The sequence below is a fragment of the Paraburkholderia nodosa genome (assembly GCF_001718195.1).
In the GTDB taxonomy this organism is placed as follows: Bacteria; Pseudomonadota; Gammaproteobacteria; order Burkholderiales; family Burkholderiaceae; genus Paraburkholderia; species Paraburkholderia nodosa_A.
In genome coordinates this window covers 117,883-144,164 of sequence record NZ_MCNV01000002.1, presented here as the reverse complement: position 1 = coordinate 144,164, position 26,282 = coordinate 117,883, and the positions used below count along the sequence as shown (strand labels likewise).

Below are 26,282 nucleotides of genomic sequence, written 5' to 3'. Positions count from 1 at the left end.
CGCACTGCGATTTGCCACTCATTTCGCGCGTATCTTTCGGCCGTTCTTTGCGCATTCGCCCAACGCGTGCGCCGAAGCCACTACAATCAACCGCAAGCGAACCGTACCGTAACCCTTTGCATGGCACCCAGGAGGCACGCAATGCAGGATCCTGAAACACTCGGCGGCGTCACGCGCTCAAGCGGCGTGGATCATCCCGACCAGGACACGCGGGAAACCGACAGCGCGTTCATCGCGCCCGAAACGCCGGAGGTCGCGAGCGCCGACCAGCATGTGCTGAAGTCGGGCGGCACCTTCATCGTCAACGATCCGCTCGGCGACATCACCGGCATCGACGACGGCCTGTTCGTCAACGACACGCGTGTGCTCTCGTCGCTGCGCCTCACTTTCGGCGGACGCGTGCCCTCACTGCTCTCGGGCAGCGTGAGCAGCGACAACGCCGTGTTCACGGCCCACCTGACCAATCGTCCGCTGCCGCCGCTCGGCGGCAGTACCACGCCCGAAGGCGTGATTCACGTGCAGCGCGAGCGCGTGCTCTCCGGCACGATGATGACCGAGGCCATCGAGCTCACAAACTACGGCACGGAAGACGCCGTGGTGCCGCTTTCCATCTCGTTCGCGAGCGACTTCCGCGACATGTTCGAAGTACGCGGCCTGAAGCGCGAAAAACGCGGCACGCTCATGCCGCCGCGAGTCGAAGACGGCGAGGTCCGGCTCGAATACGTCGGCCTCGACAAGGTTGCGCGGCGCGTGCGTATCGAGTTCTCGCCCACGCCGAACAAACTCCTCGCCGATCGCGCCGACTTCACGGTCGATCTGCCCGCGCAGGCCTGCGTCTCGATCTATCTCACGGTGGCGATCGAAGTCGAGGCCATGCCCGGCGCCGCGCCCGGCACACAGAGCGCGGGCATCTTCCAGCCGCCGCATTGCCTCGCGGACTCGCAGGAGCAGCGCGTGGGCCGCGCCGCTCAGCGCGCCGCGCTGGTGGATTCGCATATCGTGATGCGCGAACGCCGCCGGGCGGCGGCGCACTTGCGTTCGAGCAATCCGCTCTTCAATGCGTGGATCAACCGCTCGATCGCCGACCTCGGTCTGCTCACCACCGACCTGCCGACCGGCCCGTATCCGTATGCGGGCATTCCATGGTTTTCCACGCCGTTCGGCCGCGACGCGGTCATCACCTCGCTGCAGACGCTGTGGCTCACGCCCGCGCTCGCGCAGGGCGTGCTGCGTTTTCTCGCGGAACATCAGGCGCGCGAGGATTCGGCGTTCCGCGACGCGGCGGTCGGCAAGATCATGCACGAAATGCGCAAGAGCGAGATGGCCGCCACAGGCGAAGTGCCGTTTGCGCTCTACTACGGCGGGGTGGACACCACGCCGCTCTTCGTCGTGCTGGCGGGCGCTTATGTCGAACGCACGGGCGACGTTTCGCTGATCGACGAGTTATGGCCGGCGCTGGAGCGTGCGGCGGCCTGGGTCGCAGGTGTATGCGACCGCAATAAACTCGGTCTGCTCGACTACCGGCGCGAATCGGAGGGCGGGCTCGCGAACCAGGGCTGGAAGGACAGCCATGACTCTGTATTCCACGCGGACGGCCGTTTCCCCGATGGCCCGATTGCGCTCGTCGAAGTGCAGGCATATGCGAGCGCTGCATTCGAAACGATGTCGCGCTTCGCCACGCATCGCGGCCAGATCGAAGACGCAGCGCGCTACGCCGCACGCGCCGCCAAAATCCGCCTCTGCGTAGAGGAGAAGTTCTGGATGCCGGAGTCGGACTTCTACGGCATTGCGCTCGATGGCCACGGCGATCTGTGCCGCGTGCTCGCGTCGAACGCCGGACATCTGCTCGCCTTCGGGCTGCCCGAGGAGGAGCGCGGCCGCGCCGTGGCGGAAGTGCTCGAATCGGCGCTGTTTCACACGGGCTGGGGCGTGCGTACGCTCGCGGCGGGCCAGGCGCGTTTCAATCCCATGGCGTACCACAATGGCTCGGTCTGGCCGCACGACAACGCGCTTTGCGCACGCGGTCTCGCGCGCTATGGCCGCAAGGCGGCAGCAGTGCGCCTCTTGCAGGCGCTGTTCGAGGCTGCGGTGACCTTCGACATGCGTCTGCCCGAACTGTTCTGCGGGTTCCCGCGCCGGCGCGGCGAGCCGCCCACCGCGTATCCGGTGGCCTGCCTGCCGCAAGCCTGGGCCGCGGGCTCGCCGTTCATGATGCTCGAAGCGTGTCTTGGCGTGACGATCGACGCGGCGCGCAACGAGGTGCGTGTCGAGCAGCCCATGCTGCCCGAAGGCATCGACTGGCTGGAAGTGGACGATCTGCGTGTGGGCAAGAATACGGTGACGCTCATGTTCCGCCGTGTGGACGGCAAGGTGGTGGCATCGGCCGATCGCAGCGACGTGAAAGTCGTGGCGTTGCTGTGAGTCTTGGCGCGGGCTTGCAAAGCCCGCGCCCTCATTTTGTGCTGGCTACGAAGCGACGCGCTCGAGTGAGAACTGCGGCGCGACGCAACCCGTCTCGACGCCCATCGTGTTGACGATGCGCGGGGCTTCGAATTTGCTTAGTTGTGCCAGCTGTTGTGGCGTGCCAATGCCCAGTTGTCTGAGCACTTCCACGACGGTGGCATGGAGCGCGGTCAAATCGCCGTCCTCGATCTTCACCGCGATACCCAATGCCGGGCCGCCCGTATGCGTTGCGGTCGCCGCGCTTGCGCGCACGCCAATCGCATAACTGCCCGCCGCGCCGAGTTTGCCGACGAGCGCGCCTTCGAACGCGCTCATGAGCGTCGTGCAGAAGCGGCCTTCGCCCGCCACGAGTTCCGGATACGACGTCATGGCGCGATAGATGTGGGCGAGCGCCTGCGAGCGCGCATCGGCCGCGGCCGAGCCCGGCAAGGCCGCGTGGTCCTGCGCATCGGCGAGCTTCACGAACAGGCGGGCGAGCCGGTCGAGCGGGAAGGCGGGCGTGGGCAGATTGCAGCCGTCGATGCCCCACTCGACGCCCGTCTCGGGAAGATCGCAAACCTCGGCCACGACCCGCTTCACGTGTTGCTGCAAGGGGTGTGAAGGCAGATGGTAATCGGCCAGCACCGCGCCGATGGCGCGGGCGCCGGCCAGCATGCCCGCGTGCTTGCCCGAGCAATTGCTGCACACCGCGCCCGGCGTGAAGTCGCGTTTGATCCACGCCTTGTAGACGGCGTCGGAGATCGGCACATGGCCGCCGCAGCGCAGGTCCGATTCCGAAGCAGACACCTTGGCGAGCATCGCGCGCGTCCGCTCGATATGGCGGTCCTCGCTGCTATGCGAGGCGCACATGAGCGCGAGATCGGCGTCGTCGAAGCCAAAGCGCTCGAGCGCGCCGGTTTCGACCACGGCGAGCGCCTGCGCGGGCTTGGCCGCCGAGCGCACGAGCGTCATGCGATGCGGGTCGCCGAGCGCGTAGAGCAGGCGGCCCTGAGCGTCGACCACGGCAATGTGGGCGATATGCGTGGTTTCGATGACATCGCCGCGCAGGACTTTCACGGCGGGTTGGGGAGCGCTCGTCGTCATGGTGCCGTTTGCCTTGGGTCTCGGATGGGATCGTGCTGCGCGGTCGATGCGATTCTAATCCGCGTGTTCGGGTCAGCGCATTTGCCGGGCCACGCGGCACGCGGCGAGATCCCAGGCGCCGCTGCCGACGGTCTTCAGCAGCACCGGACCGCCGTCATGTGCCGCGCCGTCCGTTACAGCGGAGCCGATCGTGCGCACGTTCGCCCAGTCGACGCCTGCCTGCAGCAGGTCGCCGGCTTCTTCGCGCGCGGCTGCGAAATCGTCGACGAACACGCAGCTCGCACGCACCGTCTCCTGGGCGATTTCCGCCGCGTCCGGCGTGAAGGCGCCCACGCCGATCACGAGCCGGTCCTTGCGTGCCGCTTCGTCGTACACGGGCGTCTTGCTCGTTGTCGCGGCGATGACGACGTCGACTTCTTTCGGAGCCGCACCGTGCGCGGGCGTCACGTCCACGCCAGCCTGCGCGAAGTGGGCGCGGAACGCCTGTTCGGACGCTTCGGTCCGGCCTTTCACGTAGAGCGTCGCCGACGGATACAGCTGGCCGATCGCCTGGGCATGAAATCGCGCCTGCTGTCCGGTGCCGATGACCAGGAATGCACGCGGCGCGCCCGGGTGAAAGAGGCGCACGCCCAGCATGGACAGCGCCGCGGTGCGGCGCCCGGTGACGGTCGGGCCGTCGAGGATGAACTCCGGCTGACCCGTCGCGCCGTTGCACACCGTCACCGCGCCGAAGATGGTCGGCATGCCGAGCGCCGTGTTGGCCGGGCACACGCTCACGAGCTTGTGGATGGCAATATCGTCGGCGCTGGCGGGCATCGAAAGCATGACGCCGTTGCCCTTGAGCGGCACGCCCGTGCGCACGGGCGCGTGAATGCGGCCCGCGTCGTGATCCTGCGCGGCCGTGGCGAGGGCGTCGAGCAACACGCCGAAGTCGAGCAGTCGCGCCGTGGCGGTTGCGTCGTAAATCGCGATGGGCTCCATCGAATCTTCTCTCCTGATGAATGATGCGTGGGTGTGGCGGCGTGAGTACTGCCGCCGGCCTCAAAAGCGGTCGATGCGAAACGGCGCGAGATCGACGGCGGGCGTCTCGCGCGCCATCAATTGTGCGACGAGTTCGCCGCTGAGCGGCCCGAGCGTGAGGCCCAGATGCTGATGGCCGGTCGCGACGAACACGTTCCGTGCGCCGCGCATCTCGCCGATCATCGGCAGATAGTCGGGCAGCGTGGGGCGCTCGCCGTACCAGCGGCTTGCGACCTGCGCCGCGCGTGCGCCGGGAAAGAGCGTCTGGAATTGCGTGGCGAGCATGTCGGCGCGGCGCCAGTCGGGTGCGCCGCGCGCGCCGAGTTCGACGGTGCCGGCAAGCCGGATGCCTTGCGCCATCGGGTTACAGGTGAAGCCGCGCTCGACGAAGCTCACGGGCACGCGCAGCGTGTCTTGCGAGGGCGCGCCGAGCTGCACGTGATAGCCGCGCTCGTTGGTCAGCGCAATCCTGGCGCCCAGTTGCTCTGCAAGTTCGGCGCTGCGCGAGCCGGCTGCGATCAGCACCTTGGCGGCTGGGTGCGTCGCGCCGCTCAGCGTGACGCCGATATGGCCATCGGGGAGGGCGCGCAACGCATCGACGGCTGCGCGCGTGAATCTCGCGCCCGCTGCGAGCGCCGCCTCGAAAATGCGCTCGACGACCTGCTGCGGATTCGTGACCGAGGCCATGCCGGGAAAGTAGCGGGCATGGCTGATATGCGGCGTGAGCGACGGTAGATAGTCGCGCCGTACCTGCTCCGCTGTGAGATTCACGTAGCGCACGCCGTGCCGGTCGAGCAGATCGAGTTGCGCGCGTTCCGTTGCGTGCGCAACGGGTTGCTCGAACACGTAGAGCGAGCCGATGTCGCGAAAGAGGTCGGCGGCGATGTGCTGATCGAGCAGACGACGCCAGGCCTGTGCCGCACCGGTCACGAGACTCGCGAGCGCACGCGTGTTGCGCCGAAAGCGCGGGCGCTGCGCCTGCGCGGCGAACTCCAGCACCCACGGCGCCATGCGCGGCAGGCTGCGTTTGTGCAGGCGCAGCGGGCTGTCGCGGCGCAGCAGCATGCGGGGCAGACCGGCCATCGTCTCGGGGCTCGCGAGCGGCGCGACGTGATCGACCGCGATCAGGCCCGCGTTGCCGAACGAGCAGCCCGAACCGGGCGGCGCGCTGTCGACGATATGCACGCGCATGCCACGCTGCGCCAGATTGAGCGCGGCGCAGACCCCGATGATGCCTGCACCGATGACGACGACATCTTCCATGTCAGTCTCGCGACGAAGAAGTGATTTGGTCCGATGCTAACTCAACTATTTCCTATAGGAAACTTTTTTCTGATCGTATATCACGCGTACTCGACCCGCCGATCAGCGTTGCTCTTGCGAAGCGTTGTAGGCGCTCGCCTGCTCGAGCAGCCACGCGCGGAACATCTCGAGTGGCTTGCCGTGGCTGAGTTCGGTGGGATAGACGAAGTAGTAGCCGCCATCGGCAATAGCAGGGGCTTCGAACGGAATGACGACGCCGAACCGCTCGAGCTGGCCTTCAACGAAGAACTTCGGCACGAGCGCCACGCCGAGGCCGGCGGCGGCCGCGGCGATCAGCATCGTGTGCAGTTCGTAGCGCACGCCGTGCATGGTGGCGTTGTCTTCCACGCCGAGGTCGGAGAACCACCGCGTCCAGGCGTCGGGGCGCGTGGTGGAGTGCAGCAGCGGGTAGGCGAGCAGTTCGTGCGCCTTCTTGACGGGGCGCGCAAGCAGTGACGGAGAACAGATGGGCACCACTTCCTCGCCGAACAGAAAGTCGGAGGACGTGCCGGGCCAGGTCGGCTTGCCGTAGTGGATCGCGGCTTCGAAATGCGACTCCTCGAACGAAAACGTCTCGGTGCGCACGCCCATGTTCACGCGCACGTCGGGCGTGCGATCGTAGAAGTCCTTGAGGCGCGGAAGCAGCCATTCGGACGCGAAGGTCGGCAGCACGGCGAGCTCCAGATAACCGCCGCCGCTGCCGTGCGCGATGATGGAGAGCGTGTCGCGATCGAGGTTTTCGAGCGCACGCCGCACCTGGGTGCTATAGAGCCGGCCCGCGCGCGTGAGCACGACCCGCTGTTTGGCGCGCACGAACAGGCGCACGCCGAGATTCGATTCGAGCGTGGCGATCTGGCGCGAGACCGCGCTTTCGGTGAGGAACAGCTCCTTGGCGGCGTGAGTGAAGCTCTCGTGCCGCGCCGCGGCTTCGAAGGCCGTCAGCGCGCCGATATTCGGGATCTTGAACTTGCGCATGGTGATTCCAGAAACTCATCAAGTGACAATTTAAACTCGCTTTACGCGGTGCGCAACCATTTGAATAATGCGTTTTACGTATAGCTGGCCGAAACCGATGGCCAGAGGCCCCTTTGATGACTGCCGCCAGGCGGTCGTTTCCTGTGAGATTGGTGATGCGCAATTCGAACGTAGAACGCTTGTTGTCCGCGCTGCTGGGCCGCGAGAAAACTGAAACCCTGTTTGCAACGCTGAACTTTCCGTCGATGCTCGGCGACTGGGAAAGCGGCACCGTCACGCGTGCCGAACTCGCCCAGGCGATGAACATGGCGCTGTTCGAAGACCTGCTGGAACGCTCTCCCAACGGCCGCACGTACACGAACGACACGGTGGCGCAGGGCGGTGCGGTGTACTTCGACCATGGCGCGTTGCGCACGGTGCGCTGGGCACAGAACGGCGCGCTGCCGCCCGGCGAAGCGGCGTTCACGCGCATTCTGCGGCCGCTCGGCTTTCGCCTGAATGGCCGCTATCCGCTGGACAAGCTCGGCATGACGGGGCGCGCCTACGCCCACGAAGACGCACCCGACGAGATCGCGCAGTTCTTCGTGAGCGAGCTGCACCCCGAGCGCTTTTCGGCGGCGTTCCAGCAAGCCGTGACGAACGTGGTGGGCGCATCGAAAGATCCGCTTACGCCGCTGGCCGTGGCGCAGCTCTCCGAACTGGAACGCGACGGCTCGCTGCCGCTCGACGCGGCGCTGCAACTGCTGCCCGTGATCGTCGGTGCATTCGCACGACAGCACGACGTGCCATCTATTTCGGACTACGAGACATTGCTGCAGGAATCGGCGGAAATGGCATGGATCGCGACGGAAGGCAACGCCTTCAATCACGCGACCGACCGCGTGGAAGACGTATTTCAGCTTTCGGACGACGAGAAGGCCAAGGGGCGCCCGATGAAGCCCAGCGTCGAGACTTCGCGCTCGGGCCGCGTGTTTCAGACGGCCTATCGAGCCGACACCGTGACGCGCGAGTTTCGCGCGGCGGACGGCCAACGTGTGACGCGCGAGGTGCCGGGCTCGTTCTACGAGTTCATCACGCGCAAGCGCACGTTCGATCAGGTCACGCGGCGCTGGCAGACCGATCTGCGCTTCGATGCGGGTAACGCCACGGGAATCTTCAAGATGACCGCGAACGCCGCGTAAGCATGAAGGATCAAACGCCCGGCGCGCCGTCCTGCGTGTCCGGGTGCGGTTCGTTGATGAGCCAGAGGACTTCGGCGTCCTCTTCGCTCGTGGAGACGGCCGCATGCCCCGTGCGGCTGTCGAAATAGAGACTGTCGCCGGTTTCGAGATGTGTCGGTGCGTAAAGCTCGGAGTAGAGACACACCGAGCCGCTCAATATGAAGAGAAATTCCTCGCCTTCATGCCGGCCCCATTCCGTGAACTCGTCGAGCGAGTGCGCCGTCACGCGAATGCGAAACGGGTGCATCGCCTTGTGGGCGAGTTCCGTCGCCAGCAACTCCATCTGATAACAGCCTGCTGAATGCTGTTGCCCATCGCCCTTGCGGGTGAGCGCGCGGCGTCCGCTCGCGCGCGGCCTGGGCGCAGAGCCGAACAGTTCGCCGAGGTCGATCTTCAGACCGTGAACGATCTTCTGCAGCACGTCGAACGTCGGCGACATGACGCCGTTTTCCACCTTCGAGAGCGTGGAGCGCGACACGCCGCACACGCGGCTGGCGGCCTCGAGCGTGTAATCGTGCTTCAGCCGGGCCGCCTTGACGCGCTTGCCCAGCTCCGCCGAAGCATTCTCGGCGGCCTTGAGGGACGGGGTTTCCATTCGGGAACTCGGGGTGTTCGCTGGTGGTTCGCTGATGGTTCGTATCGTACTCTATGTTTCCGATAATAACATTTGCGTATCGCGCGACGTTTGGCGCGCCATCCAGCAATTAACAAGCATGGCTAAGTAAATCGATCGCCCCGAAGTTGATGATTTCTGACGCAAACCCAGACGGCGCAAGGGCTGGCGTGTGCCCGATCCGGGCCCGCATGACATCCACGCAGAGGGGGCATATCGGCGTTATCGGGTATTTCCCAATGCCAGCGGGGCCGCGTCACGCCTTGCCGTATTCCCCGCGTGGACGGGCTTGATGAGAAAAGCGCATTACGTGGTGATTAGATTTCGTTTGATGCCGCCTGCACGGCTGCCGACAATCCGCTTACGTCCCGCCGCTCGGCATCGCGGGACGAATCCAGTGCGCCGAAGGTCCGCGCGACCATTCGAACGCATCACGTGCCGGCTCCAGATACCGAAGGAATATCGCATGTCTCCTCGTTTCCTCGCTTCTCGTCGTGGCTGCGCGATCGCAGCGTCGTTGATGTTGGTTGCCGGCGCGGTGAGCGCGCAGGAAATGGTCGTGAAGATCGGCGTGGCCAGCCCGCTTACGGGCGGCGGGGCAGCGTATGGCAAGGACATCGAGAACGGCGTGCGTCTGGCCGTGGACGAAGCCAACGCCGCGCATCCCACCATCGGCGGCAAGCCGGTCAAGTTCGTGATCGACTCGCAGGATGACCAGAGCGATCCGCGCATCGGCGTGCAGGTCGCGCAGCAACTCGTGGATGACAACGTGGCCGTCGTGATCGGCCACTTCAATTCGGGCACGACGCTGCCGGCCTCGAAGATCTATGCGAAGGCGGGCATTCCGATGATCACGCCGGCCGCCACCAACCCGGCCATCACGCAAAGCGGCGCGCCGACCATCTACCGCGTGATCGCCACCGACTCGCAAAACGCAGGCAACGCGGGCAACTATGCGGCGACAGTGACGAAGGCGAAACGCATTGCCATCATCGACGACCGCACGGCCTTCGGCCAGGGTGAAGCCGACGAGTTCGAGAAGGCCGTGAAGGCAAGCGGCGGCACGATCGTCGCGCGCGAGTTCACGAACGACAAGGCGGTGGATTTCAGCGCCCAGCTCACGAGCATCAAGCGCACGAATCCGGATCTCGTGTTCTTCGGCGGCCTCGACGCGCAGGCCGCCATGATCGTCAAGCGCATGCGCCAGCTTGGCCTGAAAGCGCAATTCCTCGCGGGCGGCGGCGTCATGGACGCGAACTTCATCAAGCTCGCCGGCGATTCCGCCGATGGCGCTTCGGTGTGGGAATACGGCCAGCCGCTCGGCACGCTGCCCAAGGGTAGGGGCTTCGAGGCGAAGTTCAAGCAGAAGTACGGCATCGACATGCTCGCCTACGCGCCGTTCGCCTACGACGCGGCGTGGGTCGCGATCACGGCGATGGAGAAGGCCGGCTCGGCGACGCCCGCGCAGTTCAACGCCGCGCTCAAGGCCACGAACTACGACGGCATTACGGGCAAGATCGCTTTCAACGCCCAGGGCGACCTGAAGAGCCCGAGTTCGACGCTGTATCAGGTCAAGAACGTGGCGTGGGTGCCGGTCACGACGCGAACCGCGGACTGAGATCACACGCCTCTGCTACCTTGAAGGGCGCCGGCACTGCCGGCGCCCAATGCATTGTTTCCAATAGGAAAACAAAGGTGTGCCCGCAGTGCGGGCACATGCCATTTTCATGGCGCAAAGCCGGGCGGAAGCGGTACACGCGGCATGGCGAAATTCCCGTCGATTTTCGTGTTGTCGCCGCAAAATTGCGCGTGTATAGTTTCCTAAAGTAGCAATGTTTCGTATCGGAAATTTTTTAAGGGATTCTACCTATGAAAGCCTCCTCCATCCTCTCGGATCTCGGTATCTCCCAGCTCGCGGAAGCGGGCGACATCGCCGTGCATTCGCCGATCAACGGCGAACTGATCGGCCGCGTCGCGAGCCAGTCGGCGGCCGACGTCGACGCTGTGCTCGCGAAGGCGCAGGAGGCGTTCAAGACCTGGCGCAATGTGCCCGCGCCGCGCCGCGGCGAACTCGTGCGCCTGCTGGGCAACAAGCTGCGCGAACAAAAGCGCGCGCTCGGCAGCCTCGTCTCGCTGGAAACCGGCAAGATCTTCCAGGAAGGCTTGGGCGAAGTGCAGGAAATGATCGACATCTGCGACTTTGCGGTCGGCCTCTCGCGTCAGCTTTACGGTCTGACCATTGCTTCGGAGCGTCCCGGCCACCGCATGGCCGAATCGTGGCATCCGATGGGCGTGTGTACCGTGATTTCCGCGTTCAATTTCCCGGTCGCCGTGTGGTCGTGGAACGCCGCGCTCGCGCTCGTGTGCGGCAACGCTGTGGTCTGGAAGCCTTCGGAAAAAACGCCGCTCACCGCGGTTGCCGTCAACAAGATCATGCAGGACGTGTTGAAGGAATTCGGCGATGCGCCCGAAGGCCTCACGAGCCTCGTGGTCGGCGGCCGTGAAGTGGGCGCGAAGCTCGTGGCGGACCCGCGCTCGAACATCGTCAGCGCAACGGGCAGCACCGAAATGGGCCGCACCGTCGGCGTCGAGGTCGCGCGCCGCTTCGGCCGCTCGCTGCTCGAACTGGGCGGCAACAACGCAGGCATTGTCTCCCCGACAGCGGATCTCGAACTCGCGCTGCGCGGCATCCTGTTCTCGGCGGTCGGCACGGCCGGCCAGCGCTGCACGTCGCTGCGCCGCCTCTTCGTGCACGAGAGCGTGTACGACAAGGCAGTCGAGCGCCTGAAAGCGCTCTACGGCAAGGTCGTGATCGGCAATCCGCTGGAGCAGGGCACGCTGATGGGGCCGCTCATCGACGAGCAGTCGTTCGCCCGCATGCAGTCGGCACTCGAGCAGGCGAAGCGCGAAGGCGGCAAGGTGTTCGGCGGCGAGCGTCACACGGTGGCGGGCAACGAGAAGGGCTTCTACGTTCGCCCGGCTATTGTCGAGATGCCGTCGCAAACGGAAGTTGTCCTGAAGGAAACCTTCGCACCGATTCTTTACGTCCTCAAGTACAGCGACTTCGGCGACGCCATCGATGCTAACAACGCCGCCCACCATGGCCTGTCGTCGTGCGTATTCACGACGGACCTGCGCGAGAGCGAGCGCTTCACGTCGGCCGCGGGCAGCGATTGCGGCATCGCGAACGTGAATATCGGCCCGAGCGGCGCGGAGATCGGCGGCGCGTTCGGCGGCGAAAAGGAAACGGGCGGCGGGCGCGAATCGGGATCCGACTCGTGGAAGGCTTACATGCGTCGTGCGACCAACACGGTCAACTATTCGTCGGCGCTGCCGCTCGCACAGGGCATCGATTTCAACGTCGAATAAGCGCGTTTGAGGTACGTGACCGGGTGCATCGTGCGCCCGGTCGATGGATCGATTCGCGCAAACCCAATCCATGCGCGCTGTAGTTTTCCGCTATCTGGAGCAAGTCGTGAGTTCTCAAGTCGTTATCGTTGGCGGCGGGGTAATCGGTAGTTCTATTGCTTACTTTCTGCGCGCAGCCGACCCAACGGTTTCCGTGACCGTGTTCGAGCGCGACCCGAGTTATGCGCGCTCGTCGTCGGCGCTTTCGGCCGCGTCGATCCGGCAGCAGTTTTCCACGCCGTTGTCGATCCAGATGTCGCTGTTCGGCATCGAGTTTCTGCGCGGCATTGGCGAGCGGCTCGAAGTGAACGGCAACCGCCCGTCGATCGATCTGCACGAGGGCGGTTATCTCTTCCTCGCCACCGAAGCCGGCGATGCGACGCTGCGCGAGAATCACGCGCTGCAAACGCGCCTTGGTGCCGACATCGAACTCATGTCGCGCGATGCGCTGCACGCGAAGTTTCCCTGGCTCAACGTCGAGGATCTCGCGAGCGGTGCGTATGGACGCAGCGGCGAGGGGTGGTTCGACGGCTACGGCCTCGTGCAGGCGCTGCGCAAGAAGGCGCAGTCGCTCGGCGCGCGCTATGTGCCGGCGGATGTGACCGGCGTCGTGCGCAGTGGCCGCAAGGTCACGCACGTGATCGCGAGCGACGGCGAACGCCATGCGTGCGACACGCTCGTGAACGCAGCCGGCGCGTGGGCGCGCAAGCTCGCGGAAATGATGGACATCGACATTCCGGTTTATGCGCGCCGCCGCAGCATTTTCAACGTGTCATCGCCGGCGCGGCTTACCACCTGCCCGTTGCTGATCGATCCGTCCGGCGTGTATTTCCGCCCCGAGGGCAACACGTACATCACGGGAACGTCGCCGAGCGCGGAGAACGACCCCAACGATCTGCCGCTCGACGAAGTCGATCACGCCATCTTCGACGACGTGATCTGGCCCACGCTTGCGCACCGCGTGCCGGGCTTCGAGGCGCTGCGTGTGGAGAACTGCTGGTCCGGTTATTACGAGTACAACGTGCTCGACCAGAACGCCATCATTGGTTACCACCCGGCTATCGACAATTGCGTGTTTGCCAATGGTTTCAGCGGGCACGGTCTTCAGCAGGGACCGGCAACCGGGCGCGGCGTGAGCGAGCTGATCCTCAACGGCCGGTATACGACGCTGGATCTGTCTTCGCTCGACTGGTCGCGCGTGCTGGAAAACCGGCCGATCGTCGAAAAGAACGTCGTGTGACGGTGGCGCAGGCAGGCCGCACAACGCACAAAGTAGCGCCCGCGATTTCAGCGGGCTTTTTTATTGCGCGACGGCTTGATGAGCAAACCGCATGACGTGGTGATTAGATTTCGTTTGATGTGCCCGTGAGGGCTGACCACAATCGAAGCTTGTCCGTTGCCGCGCTTAACCGCCATCGACTCCATGTCCGCCATGTACGAATTCACCGCACCCTTTCAGCATCCCGCTGGTTCGCCCATTCGCGAGCTTTTCAAGTACCTGGGAGAACCAGGCATGATTTCCTTCGCTGGGGGCTACCCGGCCAGCGACCTGTTCGATGCCGATGGACTGCAGGCGGCAGCGGCCCAGGCATGGCAGGCTTCCACGCGCTGTCTGCAATATGGCCCGACCGACGGTTTGCCCGAATTGAAGACGCAACTGCTCGCGCTGATGGCGCGCCGCGGTGTGACCTGCGCTCCTGAGGAGATGCTCGTCACCACGGGGTCACAGCAAGGCCTCGACCTCTTGTTGCGCGTGCTGCTCAATCCGGGCGACACGGCCTTGACCGAGCAGCCCGCCTATCCGGCCACGCTGCAGGCGCTCAGGCTCCAGCAGGCGCATGTCGTGACGGTGCCTGTCGACGGCGACGGTCTCGACGTGGACGTACTCGCCGCGCAGCTTGCTTCGGGCGCGATCGTCCGGCCCAAGTTGCTGTACACGGTGCCGACCTTCGCGAATCCCACCGGGGCCACGCTCACACGCGAGCGGCGCGTTGCGCTCCTGCGTCTCGCCGTTCAGTACCGCTTTGTGATCGTCGAAGACGATCCGTACGGCGATCTGCGTTTCGCTGGCAACGCGGTGCCGTCGATGCTGGCGCTGGCAAGCGAGGTGCAGGGAGCACGCGATTGGCTCGTGCACTTCTCGAGTCTTTCGAAAGTCGTCGCGCCTGGCTTGCGCGTAGGCTGGACTATTGCGCCCGCTGAAATCGCGCGGCGCTGCGTGATCGCCAAGCAGACCGTCGACCTGTGCAGTACGCCGTGGACTCAGGCTATCGCCGCGCACTACCTGGCGGCGGGCTCGCTCGAACGGCACCTTCCGCACATCACGCAGGCGTATCAACGCAAGTGCGAAGCGCTTTGCGATGGCTTGCGCGCGCAATTCGGCGACGAGATCGCGTTTCATCAGCCCGAAGGCGGCATGTTCGTGTGGGCGCGCATTCCGGGTGTGGCGATCGATGCGCTCTTGCCGAATGCGATTGCCAACAAGGTGATTTTCGTTCCCGGCAAGGCGTTCTTCGCTGACGAGCCCGACACCGCGTCGCTGCGCCTTTCGTTTGCGGCGCCGAACGTCGATGAGATTCGCGAAGGCGTGACGCGTTTGAAGCGGGCCACGCACGCCACGCGAACGGCGGACGTCACGTCGGCACCTGTCTGAATTTCGCGCGGTTCATGAGGCGCCGCGCGTGTCCCGTTACGCGAGCGCCTGTGCAAGCTCGACGAAGCGCTCCACGTAAGGGCAACCGCCTGGTTGACAGCCCAAAGGAAGCGGCCGACAGTGAGGTGCCGAGTTATTGACCAGCGGAACAAGGGAGATCATCGTCGCGGTTGCGCGTAAGGACACCGATCTGGCCGAGAAGCTTACGCGCGAACAGTCGATGCTTTCCAGAAACGCTTCCTCGAGGCAATCGCCGCCATGCACTTCCGAAAGGAGTAACCGTGGAATTGACCGACTTCGACACACTGACTTTCGACTGCTACGGCACGTTGATCGATTGGGAAAGCGGCATCTTCGCTGGCCTTAAGCCCCTGATCGAACGGGCCAGGGTGCCGCTGTCGAGAGACCAGGTTCTGGAGGCCCATGCGCGACACGAGTCGTCGCAGCAGAAGTACACGCCGGCCAAGCGATACCAGGAGCTGCTGCCCATCGTCTACAAGCGGCTGGCCGAGGAATGGGGACTGCCCTTCACGCACGAGGAGTGCATGGCGTACGGGCGGTCGGTGCGGAACTGGCCGGTATTCGAGGACACCGTAGCCGCGTTGCAGTACCTGAAGCAGCACTACAAGCTGGTCATACTCTCCAACGTCGACAACGAAACTTTCAGCTACAGCAATGCAAGGTTGCAAGTAGCGTTCGACGCCATTTTCACGGCGGAAGATATCGGTTCGTACAAGCCATCGCCGCGAAACTTCGAATACATGCTCGAGAAGCTGGGTGAGCGTGGCATCAAGAAGGAAAAGATCCTTCACACAGCCGAAAGTCTTTTCCACGACCACAAGCCAGCCAGTGAATTTGGTCCGGCGTCGTGCTGGATTTACCGCCGTCATTCGCAGCCGGGCTTTGGCGCGACCATGAATTCCGGATGGCTGCCGAACGTCGCTTTCCGCTTCAACAGCATGGCGGACTTTGCGAAGGCGCATCAGGAAGCCGCGGCGCAAAAGTGAGGCGCGATTGATGCCCACGCCCGCCGAACACGAATCGCTGAGAGCACGCCTCGCGCGGGCGCGCCGGCTACTGGCACTTGCGCAAACGGGGTTGCACTACGCCACGAGCCCATTCGACACGGAACGGTACACGGAAATCGCCAGCATCGCGCATCAGCAACTCGCGGAAATGGCGTCCATGCAAACGAGCGATCTCGCCGCGCTGTTTGCTCTCGAAACGGGATACGCGAATCCTAAACTCGATGTCAGATGCGCCGTATTCAACCAGTCCGGTCAAATCCTTCTCGTGCGAGAATCCGTGGACGGCTTGTGGTCTCTGCCCGGCGGTTGGGCCGACGTGGGCGTTTCGCCCGCCGAGAACGCGGCAAAAGAGGCACGTGAAGAAAGCGGCTACACGGTGAACGTCGTTCGCCTATTGGCCGTGTGGGACATGCTCAAGCACGGGCATCCGCCTTCTGTGTTTCACATCTGGAAACTGGTTTTCCTTGGGGAAATCGTGCGCGCGGGGGAAATAGCCGGAGCCGAAACCGACGCCGTTCAGTTCTTTGATATCGATAACCTGCCAGCCTTGTCCCAAGGCCGGATTCTGCCGGAACAAATTCGACGACTGGATGCACTGCGCAATAACAGTGACGTCGAATTCGACTGAAGTTTTGCTTTAACGCCGGGGCGGCGCTTAACCCGTCATGCTTTCAGGCGGCGCCGGAGTGCTCTGTTCTGACTTTTGCCAGGCGGCTGCCGGCAAATGGGTCCTGTCGCCAGTCCACGCTTGGGGCTTTCACTGATTGCTGTTCAGGTTCAGCCGCCTCGCCGACTGCAAAATGCTCGAGCGACTGCCCCGCGCTTGTCGCCTGCACCACCCACCGCGGGGCGTCGCCCTTGCCGTCCCACGTGTGGCCAGCCGCATCCCGGTAACGGGCGGCGCGCATTTGCGCGGCGTCTGCTGCCATTGACGCAGCAACATCTTCGGGTTCAATACCATATTCGGCCATCCGACGCCGCAGATAGGCCACGATGCTTTCGCGTTTTCGTTCGTCCATTTCTAGTTGTGCTTCGCTCTGAATGCAACTCTTGAGCAGAATATAGCGCAAGTCGCGTGCCGCCACGATATCACAGCTTGAATAGGCGTCCCCGGCGGCTGTCGCGAAAGGTCCGGCGGGAATCAGGTGTTGAGCTTCTGGGCGCGCTCGGCTTGATGTTCCGCGGCCCGTTCCTCCGCATGCTTTTTCGCAACGTGATGCCCCACGATGCAGCCGCCAACGGCGCCAGCAACGGCGTGGTGGCCCGCATAATGTCCGGCTACACCACCCACGACAGCGCCTTTGAGGCAGCCGGCGGCATGTGCGCTGCTGGCTGCCGCGAGGCCTAAAGTTGCCGCCGCGGCAAGCACCCTGATTCGATTATCGACGTTCATGATAAACACTTGTGTGAAATATTAGCTTTGGAACCGGCTCAATAGCCCCAGCGGCCATTATCGTGCCACTCGCGCTCACGCCATTGGTGTTCGCGACGCTCGTGCTCCCGCCATTCGTGTTCCCGCCACTGACGCGCGCGCCAGTCGTCGTCGCCGCGCCAGGCCACCGCGACCGGAGGAGGCGCATAGGCGGCAGGCGGCGGAGCAACGTACACGGGCTGAGCCGGAGCGTAGGCGGCGCCAGGCAGTGCGACGCCCACGGCCAGATCGACGTGCGCAAACGCTGCGCTCGAAGCAGCCAGTGCGGCCGCGCCCAGTACCACGCCGAGAATCGTCCTTTTCATTTCACTACTCCTTCGCACCTGTCGTGCGTTTCTGGTGAGCACGGTTCGGAGTGTAGGCGGCGAGCCCGGACACAGGTGCAACGGCCGTGCGATTTTCGTAACGGCGCGTTATTTCGCATGTTCCGATATGTAAAAAAAGCGCGGACGCTCATTCACAGCGTTCCGGGCTGCCAGGTACCAAGAGGAAGAGGGGCTAGCGGACAAGGAATCCGTAAGTCAGCGGATCGCGCTCGTCTACGATCCAGGTCGCGAAGCCGCACACGAACGCGTTGCCTTCGACTTCGGGAATCACTGCCTCGAAGTCGCCGACGGTCGTTTCGCCGAGCACGCGTCCCTTGAAAACCGTGCCGATAATGGACTCGTTCACGAGGGTCTCGTCTTTGCCGAGTTCGCCACGCAGGTACAACTGGGCGACGCGTCCACCCGTGCCGGAACCGGTCGGTGAGCGGTCCACTTCGCGGTCCGCGAACACGCAGCAGTTGGCTTGCGTCGAGCCTTCGTGCCGCGGTGCATTGGCGATGATGGTCCCGTAAATGTGGTTGATTTCGGGAATCTCGGGATGCTCGACAGGGTAGGCCTTGTTCGCGGCTTCCTTCACCTCTGCGCCGAAGCGGATGAGTTCCTCGACCGACGACTCGCGCACGGCGAGCTCATGTGGCTGGCCGTCAGTATAGAAATAAAACGCGCCGCCGAAAGCAATGTCGCCCTTCACCGTACCGAAGGACGGCGTCTCGACAGTCACATCGCGCTTCCAGATGAACGAGGGGACGTTCACGAATCGCACGTTGCCCGCGTGTTCGCCATCCCATTGAACGAAGGCTTCGATAAAGCCACAGGGAGCGTCGATGCCGACACGCGTTTCCGGAACACTGCGCTGCACCCAGCCAAGCTCGACCGCTGCGGTGGACAGCGCGATCACGCCGTGTCCGCAGTGGTCGCTATAGCCCTCGTTGTGAAGGAAGATGATGCCGAAGTCGGCGCTCGGACTGACCGGTTCGGTCAGATAGCCGCCGTACATATCGGCGTGACCGCGCGGCTCGAACATCAACGCGGTGCGGATTTCGTCGGCGTTTTCCTTGAGCCACGCACGACGCTTCACGATCGTGTCGCCGGGCAGGCGAGGCAATCCGCTGGTGACGATACGGAACGCTTCGCCGCCGGTATGCACTTCGACGGTCGTTATCGTGCGAGTAGTCTTCATGATGTTTTTACGCTATTGACTCACTGGCCGTACGGAACCGGCAGGCCGTCCATTTCTCGGGCGCAATGTGGAACCAATCTATACCACTTGTGGTGGATAGCACGAAATGTGTCAATGTGGACTTAAACTAGACCAAAAAGTCTCGTCAGGTCCGGAAAATTGGTTTCTTCGCATGAACATGCCGCCAAGGCCAGCAGGGAGTGGTCGCGAAAGTGGTATGTTTGAGAACAACTCAAGGCGCACCGAGAACTCACGATGACCGCTCGCGGAAGAAATTGCATCGACCATGGGCCAGTCGCTGTGCAAGCGACTCAAGGACGATGGGATTGACGACCCGGCTCGCATTCGGCTGTACGTTGCCGAGCATCGTCTGACTTACGAAGCCATTGTCTGCGGAGACGCCGATGCGGCGGCGTTCTATGTCGAGCAGCATATTCATCGGGTGCAGAGAGATATCACGCCGCAGTAAGTGACTTTATTGCGGCTCCCGGCAGCGTCATCGAAACGACATCCAGGCAACATGCTTCGTTCACCGTTTCAACAAACTGATGGTTGAAACTGGGGCCTTTGGCTAATACAGCAGAGGTGAACGATGTCGACGAAGGTCCGCAGCTATCTCTCCCCGACGCTGGTTTTACTCGCGCTCGACTGGCCGGACGGTGCGACACGTGCCGACTTCCTCGGTTTCGCTATTGAACGCGCCCCGGGCTTCACTAGCCCGGACGGTAAATCCCATGAGACGAGCAGCTGGCTCCCTAATCGAATCACGTTCAAGGGGCCCGTGCCGGACGGCAAACCCGATGCGCCTTCGAATATCGCGCCGATTCAAAAATTCATGTGGTGGGACGCGCGCATCGAGGAAGCCGACAGAGGCAAGCAATTCAGGTACACCATCTACCCGGTAGTCGGTACGCCGGACAATCTGAATCTGCTGAACGCAGAGGCGAGTTCGTGTGAGGTCACGTTACCGGCGCATATCGAAGACGGCGTGGGTACCTGGTTCAACCGCGCGGTGGTGAGCTCGCAGGCTTTCGCACGACAAGTGAAGGCGATGGGAATCGATCCGCATACCGCGCCGCCGGCCGCACAGGCGTTTGAACTTCGTACGTGGCTCGCCAACGATATGCAGCTCGTGTTCAAGGAAATATTCCAGGACGCGTCGCGCGCTGCAGCAGCCGTCTATCACCTGACCGACCCGCTTTGGGCGATCCCGGCGTTCAAGGAGTTCGGAACCGCTCACGGCAAAGCCAATGTCGCCGTCGTATACGACTCGCATCGGGTTCGCGAAAAAGGCAAAGCGCCCGCTGCATCGCCCAATCAACCCACGGTCGATGAACTGGGCAACGTCGTGACGTTCTGCCCGCGTGACAAGACGCACATCATGCACGACAAGCTCATCGTGACGGATAGGGGCGATCGGCAAGGCAACCCGGCATTCGTGGTTGCGGGTTCTGCGAATTTTACGACAGAGGGCATCACGGAGCAGGCCAACGTACTTCACCTGTTCGAATCGGCAGACCTCGCGAAACTGTACGACGACAGAACGAAAGCCATCGCCGGCAATCCGCCGATCAACCAGACCGCCGAACTCACGAATGGCTGGTCCGATTCCGTGACGGTGGGAAGCGCAGCCGTGCGCGTTTGCTTCTCTCCGGAAACGAAAACCAGACGTACCCAGATCGATACCATCGTCGAAGCGATAGGAAAGGCGCAGCACTCCGTTTTGTTCTGCCTCTTCATGCCGACAGACGAACCGCTTCGCGACGCCTGCTTTGCCGCCGGCGACAAGGGGCTCATGATGTTCGGCCTCGTCAACAATATCAGCGGAAAGTCCGCTGAGAATGCGCAAGAGGCGCAAAAAGCGGGAGAGGCAGTGAGTACGACTGCGCTGGCAAACCTCGCGCTCTATCATCGAAGCAGGGAAAACCGCGACGTCATCGATGCATCGCACTTTTCCCCGGCGACCGTGCCTGAAGGTTTCGAACCCGAGCTCCGCCTCTTTCCCGGCGAAGTCGCGCCCAGTTACGCGCCGGTCATCATCCACCATAAGTTCATCGTCATCGACGCCGAAGGAGACAATCCAATTGTCTACACGGGCTCAGCCAACATGAGCAACAACTCCGAGCATTTCAACGACGAGAATCTGCTCGAAATACAAGACAAGCGAATCGCCGCCATTTACCTAGCGGAATTCATGCGGTTGTACGAGCACTATCGTGCGCGCGCCGTTGGCATCGAGGAGCAGCAGCATAGAACCGTGCAACGGCTGTTGCTGCAGCCCGACCGCAAGTGGGCCGACAAGTATTACAAGGCGAATAGTCCGGAGGAGAAGGCGCGGATTGCGTTGGCATCGGAGCCGGCCAGTTGATGCATTCGCTTCTGTGTTTGCGAAGTCACCGCGCACGCCTCGCACGACGAGGCGGCTGCGCGTTGCCGGCTAAAAATCCAGCGTGAACTGAGGCGACTCGTTACTGGAAGCTTCTCCGGTGTGTTGGAGGTTGCCGGCCTTCACCCCTAGCAGCCTGATGGATTTAACGAGTTCGACTCTTTTCAGGCACTCAGTCGCCGCGCGCCGCAATGCTTTCGCGTCATCAATAGGCTCAGGAAGCGTGACGTCACGCGTGACAGTCTTGAAGTCATTAAAGCGCAGCTTGATGCCGATCTTCCTGGCCAGATAGCCTTTTCGCTGGAGGTCGAGCGCCACCTGTTCGCATAGGCGGGTAAACGCTGCGCCCAGTTCCTGTCGATGCCGCACCGCGTGCAGATCGCGCTCGAATGTGGTTTCGCGACTCATCGAGACGGGCTCGCTATACGTCACCACCGGCCTGTCATCTAGTCCGTGTGAAACTCTGCGAAGCCACGCCCCGTAGCTTCGTCCGAAGTTTTCGATGAGCCAGTGCTCGTCGCGCGCAGCGATCTCACCGATGGTCGTGATTCCAAAAGACGCAAGCTTGGCGGCCGCCTTGGGGCCGACGCCGTTGATCTTGTTTGCGGCCATTGGCCAAATCCTGGATTGCACGTCCTCAGGCGTCAGGATTGTGATTCCGTCCGGCTTTTGCATATCGGAGCACAGCTTGGCGAGCAGCTTGTTTGGCGCGATACCGACGGAGCATGTGAGATTGGTTGCTTCGAAGACGGCGGATTTCAACTTGCGCGCGATTGCCTCCGAATCGCCATTCGTGAGTGAAACGTCTGCGTAGACCTCGTCGATTCCAACGTCTTCCATGTTCGAACTGATTGACCGCACGGCATCCTTGAACAGTCGCGAGTACGTTCGATAGAGGTCGAAATTCACTGGAAGGAGAATCGCATCTGGCGCTAACCGGGCGGCTTTCATGGCGGGCATTCCGGAATGAACGCCGAGCGCGCGAGCCTCGTAGGTCGCGGTCGTCAGGACACCTCTGCCCACATAGTCGCGCAGGCGCGAGAATTCGCGAGTGCCGTCCGGCTTCGTTCGGGGCGTATCCGAGCGACGGCCAGCAACCACCATGGCTTGGCCTCGTAGCTCCGGATACTGCGAAAGTTCACACGACGCAAAGAATGCGTCCATGTCGATGTGGGCTATGCGCCGATCATCTGGCATGCCTTGGTACTCAAAAATAGCTCTCGATGGCTCCGCGCGACCGGCGCGCTACTCATCATCGGGTATGGCGGCAGGAGCAGCGGGACGACGGCACCGTGCGTCCTGTGGAAAATTGAATGGAACTGTACATTTATACAGTCACTTTGTCAGGATACTGGAGCTGATTCGGAGATATTTTTTTGAGTGCGAAGATGTTCGCAAACGGCTCTTCCGCGGACGCCGCCGCTCTGACTGTGGAATCCAGGAAAAAGCCCGCCAATGCGGCGGGCTGTTGCGAACAGGCTGGTGGAGCAGCCTGTCATGTTTCAGTCCTGGCGCGGGTGCAAACGCCGGTAGACGCTCCAGATCGCCACGGCGGCGATCACGACGACAGCGGTGAGAATAAGCATGTTCAGTCCTCCGGTTGCTTGTCTGTTTGGTAATGCTTCAATGCTACGGAGCTTGGGTGCGCGCGAGGAGTGGCGCGACGTCGCGAATGGAATACCTGGTCGAATTCTGGTCCGCTACGGATTCCGCCTTCAAACGTCTTCAGGAGCGAGGGTTCGCGAGCAGGCCCCGAATTACATGGCATCGACCGTCCGGTTTACTTTGCATGCGAACTACCTGCATACTTCGCATGCAAACTAAATTTCAGGAGAGCACATGAGCGCGGAGATTCACGTCGAACAAGCCGACGGCATTCTGACGATTACGCTGGCCCGACCGGACAAGAAGAATGCATTGACGAACGAGATGTATGGCGCACTGGCAGACATCATCGAGAATGCGGAGCACGACAGCGATGTCCGCGTATTGCTGCTGCAAGGGGACGGAGACATGTTCACCGCGGGCAACGATGTGGGCGAGTTCGCAGCCATTGCATCGGGGAAGGGGCCCAGTGAGCGACACGTGCATCGCTTTTTGCACGCCCTGGCGAAGTCGAGCGTGCCCATCATCGCGGCGGTTCAGGGCAAGGCGGTCGGTATTGGCACGACGCTTCTACTGCACTGCGACTACGTCCTGCTCGCGCCAGACGCAGAACTGATCACGCCGTTCGTCAATCTCGCGCTCGTCCCCGAGGCGGCGTCCAGCTACCTGCTTCCGCTGCGCGTCGGCCACGTGCGGGCGTTCGAGATGTTTGCGCTGGGCGAGCCGCTCGACGCGCAAACCGCTGTCGCGTGGGGTCTCGCCAACAAGGTCTGCGCAAAGGATCAACTACGCGACGACGCACGCAGGATGGCGGAAAGAATCGCCGCCAAGCCGGCCGGTTCACTGAGCGCCATGAAAAAGCTGATGCGCGAAGCCGAAACCCTGGTTGCGCAAATGGACAGCGAGAGCGCGAAGTTTCAGGAGCGGCTGACGAGCGCCGAGGCAAGAGAGGCATTCGCGGCCTTTGCCGAGAAGCGCAAGCCGGACTTCGCGAAGGTTGCCCGGCACTAGCCAGTGCCTTGCTGGCCGGCCACGGTCGAGGTTACGCGTCGCCGTCTTCGGCGAGCGGAAACCTGGTCTGCAGGCTGGTCAGCCACCGCGCTACGACGTCGATCTCCGCTTCCGTAAATCCTTCGGTCAATCGGGCGTTCAAGTCTTTCATGCGAAGCTTCGACTTTTGGCGCGCGGTACGTCCTGCTTGCGTCAACCACAGGCGCGACACCCGGCCATCGGTCTCGTCAGCCCGACGTTCGATCAACCCTGCCTTTTCTGTCCGGTCAGCGAGACCGCTCATGCCTGGTGCGCCCAGATCCAGCGCAGCAGCGGCTTCGCTCATGAGTGCGCCGTTGCGATCACCCAAAAAAAACAGCAGCCCGGCCTGGGCCGCTGTGACGCCGCCTCCGGCCGCGCGTGTTTGCGACCACCGTTGCAGCCGGCGCTGTCCGACGTTCAATAGATAGACGAGGCGATGTTTCATTTCCGCGCAGATAACATTGTGCGATTTAGTTCGCGTGCGAATTATATCATGCGGTGATCGACCCTTTCGAAAGGGCGCGAAGACGTTCAATGGCTTTCGGCCGTCGCGACAATCCCACTGGCCACGAACGGCTGATTGAGCACGGGTACACCCGCCTCTTGGACCCACGGCGTAGTGGTGAGGTCCGTGCATGCGGGAACGCCTTGCAGCAGGCCAACACGAAAGGGCGACCGCGGCGCGATACCTGGGCCGCCGGGGCCTGGAAGCCAGCGCCGATACCACGCTGTGGGTGAGCGGCGCGCAGCATGGACTGGCGACGGCGGCTATTGAACGGCGCGCGGGATGACGAAATGCGTCTGGCAGGGCCGATCATGAATGAAAAAACACCCCAAAGATTGGATCGACGTCCAACTCTTGGGGTGCAATTCACTAGCCAGGATTTCTTTGTCGGGGCAATGCGTACACGCCCCCGAGCTTCTGAACCTGCTATTAGAACCGGTGGTACATGCCAATGTTGGCTTGAACCTGGTTGCCGCCCGACGCCGTGTTGCCGAAGTCAGCAGCCGAAGCCTGAGCGCCCTGAGCATGAACGTAGGCACCCATGACGTATACCGACGTGAGCTTCGACAGCGCGTACGTAGCACCCAGCGAGGCCTGGTTGATCGAAGCCATCGTGCGGCCCTCAGCGGCTTGCGCAGGCGTGGCTGCCGAACCGTAGACGTACGTGTACCCAGCAGCCAGCGACAGCGCCGGGGTTGCCTGGTACTGCAGAAGGGCGCCCACTACGTTGAAGTGGATCGACGCCTGGCCGTCGTTGCCCTCGTATTGAGCGTTCGAGTACCGAAGGCCAGCCGTGTACCGGCCAAACTCGTATTGGCCAGCGATTTGAGCGATGCCCGCGCTCTTGAACGCGTTGCCACCGTAGTAGCCCGAGCTCGGATAGCCCAGCGCACCACCGAACGACGGTTGTGCCGTTGCGTTCTGCCAGCCGTTCTCACCCTGGTTTGCAGCATGGAAGTAGCCGCCAGCGACCGTCAGACCACCTTGAGCGTAGTCCGCAGCCACCGACCACGATTGACCCGAACCCATCGCACCGGCAACGCCGCCGAACGAGTACGCGCCTTCAGCCTGGAAGCCATGGAAAATCGGCGAAATGTACTTGACGGCGTTGTTCTGGTTCGTCGTATTGTCGTTGTTGTCCACGTCGCCCGGGGTCGAGAATGTCGACGCCGAAACGGCGTCGCCGGTCAGGCCCTGAACCATTTCCGTCACGGCGTCGATCTGGCGACCCATACGCAGGGTACCGTACTGGTCCGACGTGAGGCCTACATAGGCCTGGCGGTTGAACAGCGAACGCGAGGAACCGATGGGGCCCTGGCCGCCGATGCCACCGCTGGCAATGTTGAAACCGTTTTCGAGCTTGAAGACCGCCTTGAGGCCGCCGCCGAGGTCTTCCTGACCCTGGAGGCCCCACTTGTTCGAACCCGAGGCGCCGCCAACGAGGCCGACCAGCGAGTGGCCACCGACGTTCGAGGTGTAGCTGATACCTGCGTCCAGCATGCCGTACAGGGTGACCGACGACTGTGCCATTGCTGCCGAGGATGCGGCGAAAGCGGCAACAGCGGTAACCGTTGCCTTGATGGTGATGTTCTTCATCTGTAATTCAGTGTCCCTGAGTATCTTTTGGATTGGTTTATTCGTTACTGCGCGCCGGAGGATACGGCACGTCCTGCAAACTCACGAAACGAAAAAAAAAGACTGTCGCGAAAACGTAACAAAAGGCCCAATGCCTTGTGCGGCGGGCGATCGATGGACTTCGTGCCAGATCGGCAACAGCGGATGGTGGGCGCTTTCCGGAGGCGACAGGGTTCGACGTCCGGCCGAAACATTCTGTGACCCTATCTTGTACGAGAATCAGCGGTCCCTGGAGATCAAACATCGCGCAGTACGCTGACGAACGGAGTCTTCCTCCTGACAGTTTGACTGCTGCGTTCAGCGGCCGTAACGACGAGCGCATTCAGAGCGACTTCGTGAGTGGCATACGGAGGGGGTGCGTGGGACACCCACGCTGTTTATCAACGGCCATCTCTACGGCGGAGAGCACGACGCCC

22 protein-coding genes and 2 pseudogenes are annotated in these 26,282 nt (G+C 62.8%); 11 read left to right on the top strand and 13 right to left on the bottom strand.

Annotation, left to right across the window (positions count from 1 at the left end):
- Positions 1–141 precede the first annotated feature (141 nt).
- Positions 142–2,421, top strand: coding sequence for an amylo-alpha-1,6-glucosidase (locus tag BFD71_RS03975; RefSeq protein ID WP_069262003.1), 2,280 nt, complete (start codon positions 142–144; stop codon positions 2,419–2,421).
- Between the two features lie 45 nt (positions 2,422–2,466).
- Here BFD71_RS03975 and BFD71_RS03970 read toward each other — a convergent pair whose 3' ends face one another.
- The 4 genes from BFD71_RS03970 to BFD71_RS03955 all read right to left on the bottom strand — a co-directional run bounded on the left by BFD71_RS03970 (position 2,467) and on the right by BFD71_RS03955 (position 6,843).
- On the bottom strand, positions 2,467–3,546 hold the full coding sequence (locus tag BFD71_RS03970; protein WP_069262002.1) for an asparaginase: 1,080 nt from the start codon (positions 3,544–3,546) through the stop codon (positions 2,467–2,469).
- A 72-nt stretch (positions 3,547–3,618) separates the two neighbouring features.
- Positions 3,619–4,527, bottom strand: coding sequence for a bifunctional Delta(1)-pyrroline-2-carboxylate/Delta(1)-piperideine-2-carboxylate reductase (lhpI, locus tag BFD71_RS03965; protein WP_069262001.1), 909 nt, complete (start codon positions 4,525–4,527; stop codon positions 3,619–3,621).
- Positions 4,528–4,587: 60 nt separating this feature from the next.
- A complete protein-coding gene (locus BFD71_RS03960) occupies positions 4,588–5,829 on the bottom strand; it encodes an NAD(P)/FAD-dependent oxidoreductase (protein WP_069262000.1) in 1,242 nt (413 codons plus the stop codon).
- Between the two features lie 102 nt (positions 5,830–5,931).
- A complete protein-coding gene (locus tag BFD71_RS03955) occupies positions 5,932–6,843 on the bottom strand; it encodes a LysR family transcriptional regulator (protein WP_069261999.1) in 912 nt (303 codons plus the stop codon).
- A 155-nt stretch (positions 6,844–6,998) separates the two neighbouring features.
- Here BFD71_RS03955 and BFD71_RS03950 point away from each other — a divergent pair, with 155 nt between their 5' ends.
- Positions 6,999–8,024 (top strand): DUF1338 domain-containing protein, encoded by a 1,026-nt coding sequence (locus BFD71_RS03950; protein WP_069261998.1) that lies wholly within the window; start codon positions 6,999–7,001, stop codon positions 8,022–8,024.
- Positions 8,025–8,034: 10 nt separating this feature from the next.
- On the opposite strand, the gene BFD71_RS03945 is transcribed toward BFD71_RS03950, so the two are convergent.
- On the bottom strand, positions 8,035–8,658 hold the full coding sequence (locus BFD71_RS03945) for a helix-turn-helix domain-containing protein (protein WP_069261997.1): 624 nt from the start codon (positions 8,656–8,658) through the stop codon (positions 8,035–8,037).
- Between the two features lie 484 nt (positions 8,659–9,142).
- Here BFD71_RS03945 and BFD71_RS03940 point away from each other — a divergent pair, with 484 nt between their 5' ends.
- The 6 genes from BFD71_RS03940 (at position 9,143) to BFD71_RS03915 (ending at position 16,393) form a co-directional block, all read left to right on the top strand.
- Entirely contained in the window at positions 9,143–10,294 is a 1,152-nt protein-coding gene (locus tag BFD71_RS03940) for a branched-chain amino acid ABC transporter substrate-binding protein (protein ID WP_069261996.1), read from the top strand.
- A gap of 251 nt (positions 10,295–10,545) precedes the next feature.
- Entirely contained in the window at positions 10,546–12,045 is a 1,500-nt protein-coding gene (gene amaB / locus BFD71_RS03935) for an L-piperidine-6-carboxylate dehydrogenase (protein ID WP_069261995.1), read from the top strand.
- Positions 12,046–12,151: 106 nt separating this feature from the next.
- The gene (locus BFD71_RS03930; RefSeq protein ID WP_069262394.1) at positions 12,152–13,324 is read left to right on the top strand and encodes an NAD(P)/FAD-dependent oxidoreductase; all 1,173 of its coding nucleotides are present in this window, start codon (positions 12,152–12,154) and stop codon (positions 13,322–13,324) included.
- Positions 13,325–13,516: 192 nt separating this feature from the next.
- The gene (locus tag BFD71_RS03925; RefSeq protein WP_069262393.1) at positions 13,517–14,737 is read left to right on the top strand and encodes an aminotransferase-like domain-containing protein; all 1,221 of its coding nucleotides are present in this window, start codon (positions 13,517–13,519) and stop codon (positions 14,735–14,737) included.
- Positions 14,738–15,018: 281 nt separating this feature from the next.
- Positions 15,019–15,744 carry a haloacid dehalogenase type II gene (locus tag BFD71_RS03920; RefSeq protein ID WP_069261994.1) on the top strand — a complete coding sequence of 242 codons (726 nt, stop codon included), beginning with the start codon at positions 15,019–15,021 and terminating at the stop codon, positions 15,742–15,744.
- A gap of 10 nt (positions 15,745–15,754) precedes the next feature.
- Positions 15,755–16,393, top strand: a complete 639-nt coding sequence (locus tag BFD71_RS03915) for an NUDIX hydrolase (protein ID WP_069261993.1) — start codon at positions 15,755–15,757, stop codon at positions 16,391–16,393.
- Between the two features lie 43 nt (positions 16,394–16,436).
- Here the strand turns inward: BFD71_RS03915 and BFD71_RS03910 are convergent, their stop codons facing one another.
- The 4 genes from BFD71_RS03910 to lhpH all read right to left on the bottom strand — a co-directional run bounded on the left by BFD71_RS03910 (position 16,437) and on the right by lhpH (position 18,703).
- Positions 16,437–16,850, bottom strand: coding sequence for an H-NS family nucleoid-associated regulatory protein (locus tag BFD71_RS03910; protein ID WP_370684246.1), 414 nt, complete (start codon positions 16,848–16,850; stop codon positions 16,437–16,439).
- 56 nt (positions 16,851–16,906) lie between these two features.
- Positions 16,907–17,158 (bottom strand): hypothetical protein, encoded by a 252-nt coding sequence (locus BFD71_RS38850; RefSeq protein WP_083245087.1) that lies wholly within the window; start codon positions 17,156–17,158, stop codon positions 16,907–16,909.
- A 38-nt stretch (positions 17,159–17,196) separates the two neighbouring features.
- Positions 17,197–17,502: a hypothetical protein gene (locus tag BFD71_RS03905; protein ID WP_069261991.1), complete on the bottom strand. Its 306-nt coding sequence runs from the start codon at positions 17,500–17,502 to the stop codon at positions 17,197–17,199.
- A 193-nt stretch (positions 17,503–17,695) separates the two neighbouring features.
- Positions 17,696–18,703 carry a trans-3-hydroxy-L-proline dehydratase gene (lhpH, locus tag BFD71_RS03900; protein ID WP_069261990.1) on the bottom strand — a complete coding sequence of 336 codons (1,008 nt, stop codon included), beginning with the start codon at positions 18,701–18,703 and terminating at the stop codon, positions 17,696–17,698.
- A gap of 262 nt (positions 18,704–18,965) precedes the next feature.
- Here lhpH and BFD71_RS03895 point away from each other — a divergent pair.
- Positions 18,966–19,172 (top strand): annotated as a pseudogene (locus BFD71_RS03895) (GntR family transcriptional regulator); the annotation flags it as partial.
- A 123-nt stretch (positions 19,173–19,295) separates the two neighbouring features.
- Positions 19,296–21,071 carry a phospholipase D-like domain-containing protein gene (locus BFD71_RS03890; RefSeq protein ID WP_069261988.1) on the top strand — a complete coding sequence of 592 codons (1,776 nt, stop codon included), beginning with the start codon at positions 19,296–19,298 and terminating at the stop codon, positions 21,069–21,071.
- Positions 21,072–21,140: 69 nt separating this feature from the next.
- Here the strand turns inward: BFD71_RS03890 and dinB are convergent, their stop codons facing one another.
- Complete coding sequence (gene dinB, locus BFD71_RS03885; RefSeq protein ID WP_069261987.1) at positions 21,141–22,286, bottom strand: DNA polymerase IV; 1,146 nt, start codon at positions 22,284–22,286, stop codon at positions 21,141–21,143.
- A gap of 642 nt (positions 22,287–22,928) precedes the next feature.
- Between dinB and BFD71_RS03880 the strand changes: the two genes are divergently transcribed.
- Positions 22,929–23,705: an enoyl-CoA hydratase-related protein gene (locus BFD71_RS03880; RefSeq protein WP_069261986.1), complete on the top strand. Its 777-nt coding sequence runs from the start codon at positions 22,929–22,931 to the stop codon at positions 23,703–23,705.
- 31 nt (positions 23,706–23,736) lie between these two features.
- On the opposite strand, the gene BFD71_RS03875 is transcribed toward BFD71_RS03880, so the two are convergent.
- The 3 genes and pseudogenes from BFD71_RS03875 to BFD71_RS03870 all read right to left on the bottom strand — a co-directional run bounded on the left by BFD71_RS03875 (position 23,737) and on the right by BFD71_RS03870 (position 25,827).
- Positions 23,737–24,171 carry a MarR family winged helix-turn-helix transcriptional regulator gene (locus BFD71_RS03875; RefSeq protein ID WP_069261985.1) on the bottom strand — a complete coding sequence of 145 codons (435 nt, stop codon included), beginning with the start codon at positions 24,169–24,171 and terminating at the stop codon, positions 23,737–23,739.
- Between the two features lie 98 nt (positions 24,172–24,269).
- Positions 24,270–24,392: pseudogene (locus BFD71_RS38845) on the bottom strand (AraC family transcriptional regulator); the annotation flags it as partial.
- A gap of 268 nt (positions 24,393–24,660) precedes the next feature.
- Positions 24,661–25,827 carry a porin gene (locus BFD71_RS03870; protein WP_069261984.1) on the bottom strand — a complete coding sequence of 389 codons (1,167 nt, stop codon included), beginning with the start codon at positions 25,825–25,827 and terminating at the stop codon, positions 24,661–24,663.
- Between the last annotated feature and the right edge of the window lie 455 nt (positions 25,828–26,282).

What these genes read in the sequence shown, in the direction of transcription:
- BFD71_RS03975 (WP_069262003.1), top strand. Translation starts at nt 142, where the DNA reads ATGCAGGATCCTGAAACACTCGGCGGCGTCACGCGCTCAAGCGGCGTG.
- BFD71_RS03970 (WP_069262002.1), bottom strand. Translation starts at nt 3,546, where the DNA reads ATGACGACGAGCGCTCCCCAACCCGCCGTGAAAGTCCTGCGCGGCGAT.
- lhpI (WP_069262001.1), bottom strand. Translation starts at nt 4,527, where the DNA reads ATGGAGCCCATCGCGATTTACGACGCAACCGCCACGGCGCGACTGCTC.
- BFD71_RS03960 (WP_069262000.1), bottom strand. Translation starts at nt 5,829, where the DNA reads ATGGAAGATGTCGTCGTCATCGGTGCAGGCATCATCGGGGTCTGCGCC.
- BFD71_RS03955 (WP_069261999.1), bottom strand. Translation starts at nt 6,843, where the DNA reads ATGCGCAAGTTCAAGATCCCGAATATCGGCGCGCTGACGGCCTTCGAA.
- BFD71_RS03950 (WP_069261998.1), top strand. Translation starts at nt 6,999, where the DNA reads ATGCGCAATTCGAACGTAGAACGCTTGTTGTCCGCGCTGCTGGGCCGC.
- BFD71_RS03945 (WP_069261997.1), bottom strand. Translation starts at nt 8,658, where the DNA reads ATGGAAACCCCGTCCCTCAAGGCCGCCGAGAATGCTTCGGCGGAGCTG.
- BFD71_RS03940 (WP_069261996.1), top strand. Translation starts at nt 9,143, where the DNA reads ATGTCTCCTCGTTTCCTCGCTTCTCGTCGTGGCTGCGCGATCGCAGCG.
- amaB (WP_069261995.1), top strand. Translation starts at nt 10,546, where the DNA reads ATGAAAGCCTCCTCCATCCTCTCGGATCTCGGTATCTCCCAGCTCGCG.
- BFD71_RS03925 (WP_069262393.1), top strand. Translation starts at nt 13,517, where the DNA reads ATGTACGAATTCACCGCACCCTTTCAGCATCCCGCTGGTTCGCCCATT.
- BFD71_RS03915 (WP_069261993.1), top strand. Translation starts at nt 15,755, where the DNA reads ATGCCCACGCCCGCCGAACACGAATCGCTGAGAGCACGCCTCGCGCGG.
- BFD71_RS38850 (WP_083245087.1), bottom strand. Translation starts at nt 17,158, where the DNA reads ATGAACGTCGATAATCGAATCAGGGTGCTTGCCGCGGCGGCAACTTTA.
- BFD71_RS03905 (WP_069261991.1), bottom strand. Translation starts at nt 17,502, where the DNA reads ATGAAAAGGACGATTCTCGGCGTGGTACTGGGCGCGGCCGCACTGGCT.
- lhpH (WP_069261990.1), bottom strand. Translation starts at nt 18,703, where the DNA reads ATGAAGACTACTCGCACGATAACGACCGTCGAAGTGCATACCGGCGGC.
- BFD71_RS03890 (WP_069261988.1), top strand. Translation starts at nt 19,296, where the DNA reads ATGTCGACGAAGGTCCGCAGCTATCTCTCCCCGACGCTGGTTTTACTC.
- dinB (WP_069261987.1), bottom strand. Translation starts at nt 22,286, where the DNA reads ATGCCAGATGATCGGCGCATAGCCCACATCGACATGGACGCATTCTTT.
- BFD71_RS03880 (WP_069261986.1), top strand. Translation starts at nt 22,929, where the DNA reads ATGAGCGCGGAGATTCACGTCGAACAAGCCGACGGCATTCTGACGATT.
- BFD71_RS03875 (WP_069261985.1), bottom strand. Translation starts at nt 24,171, where the DNA reads ATGAAACATCGCCTCGTCTATCTATTGAACGTCGGACAGCGCCGGCTG.
- BFD71_RS03870 (WP_069261984.1), bottom strand. Translation starts at nt 25,827, where the DNA reads ATGAAGAACATCACCATCAAGGCAACGGTTACCGCTGTTGCCGCTTTC.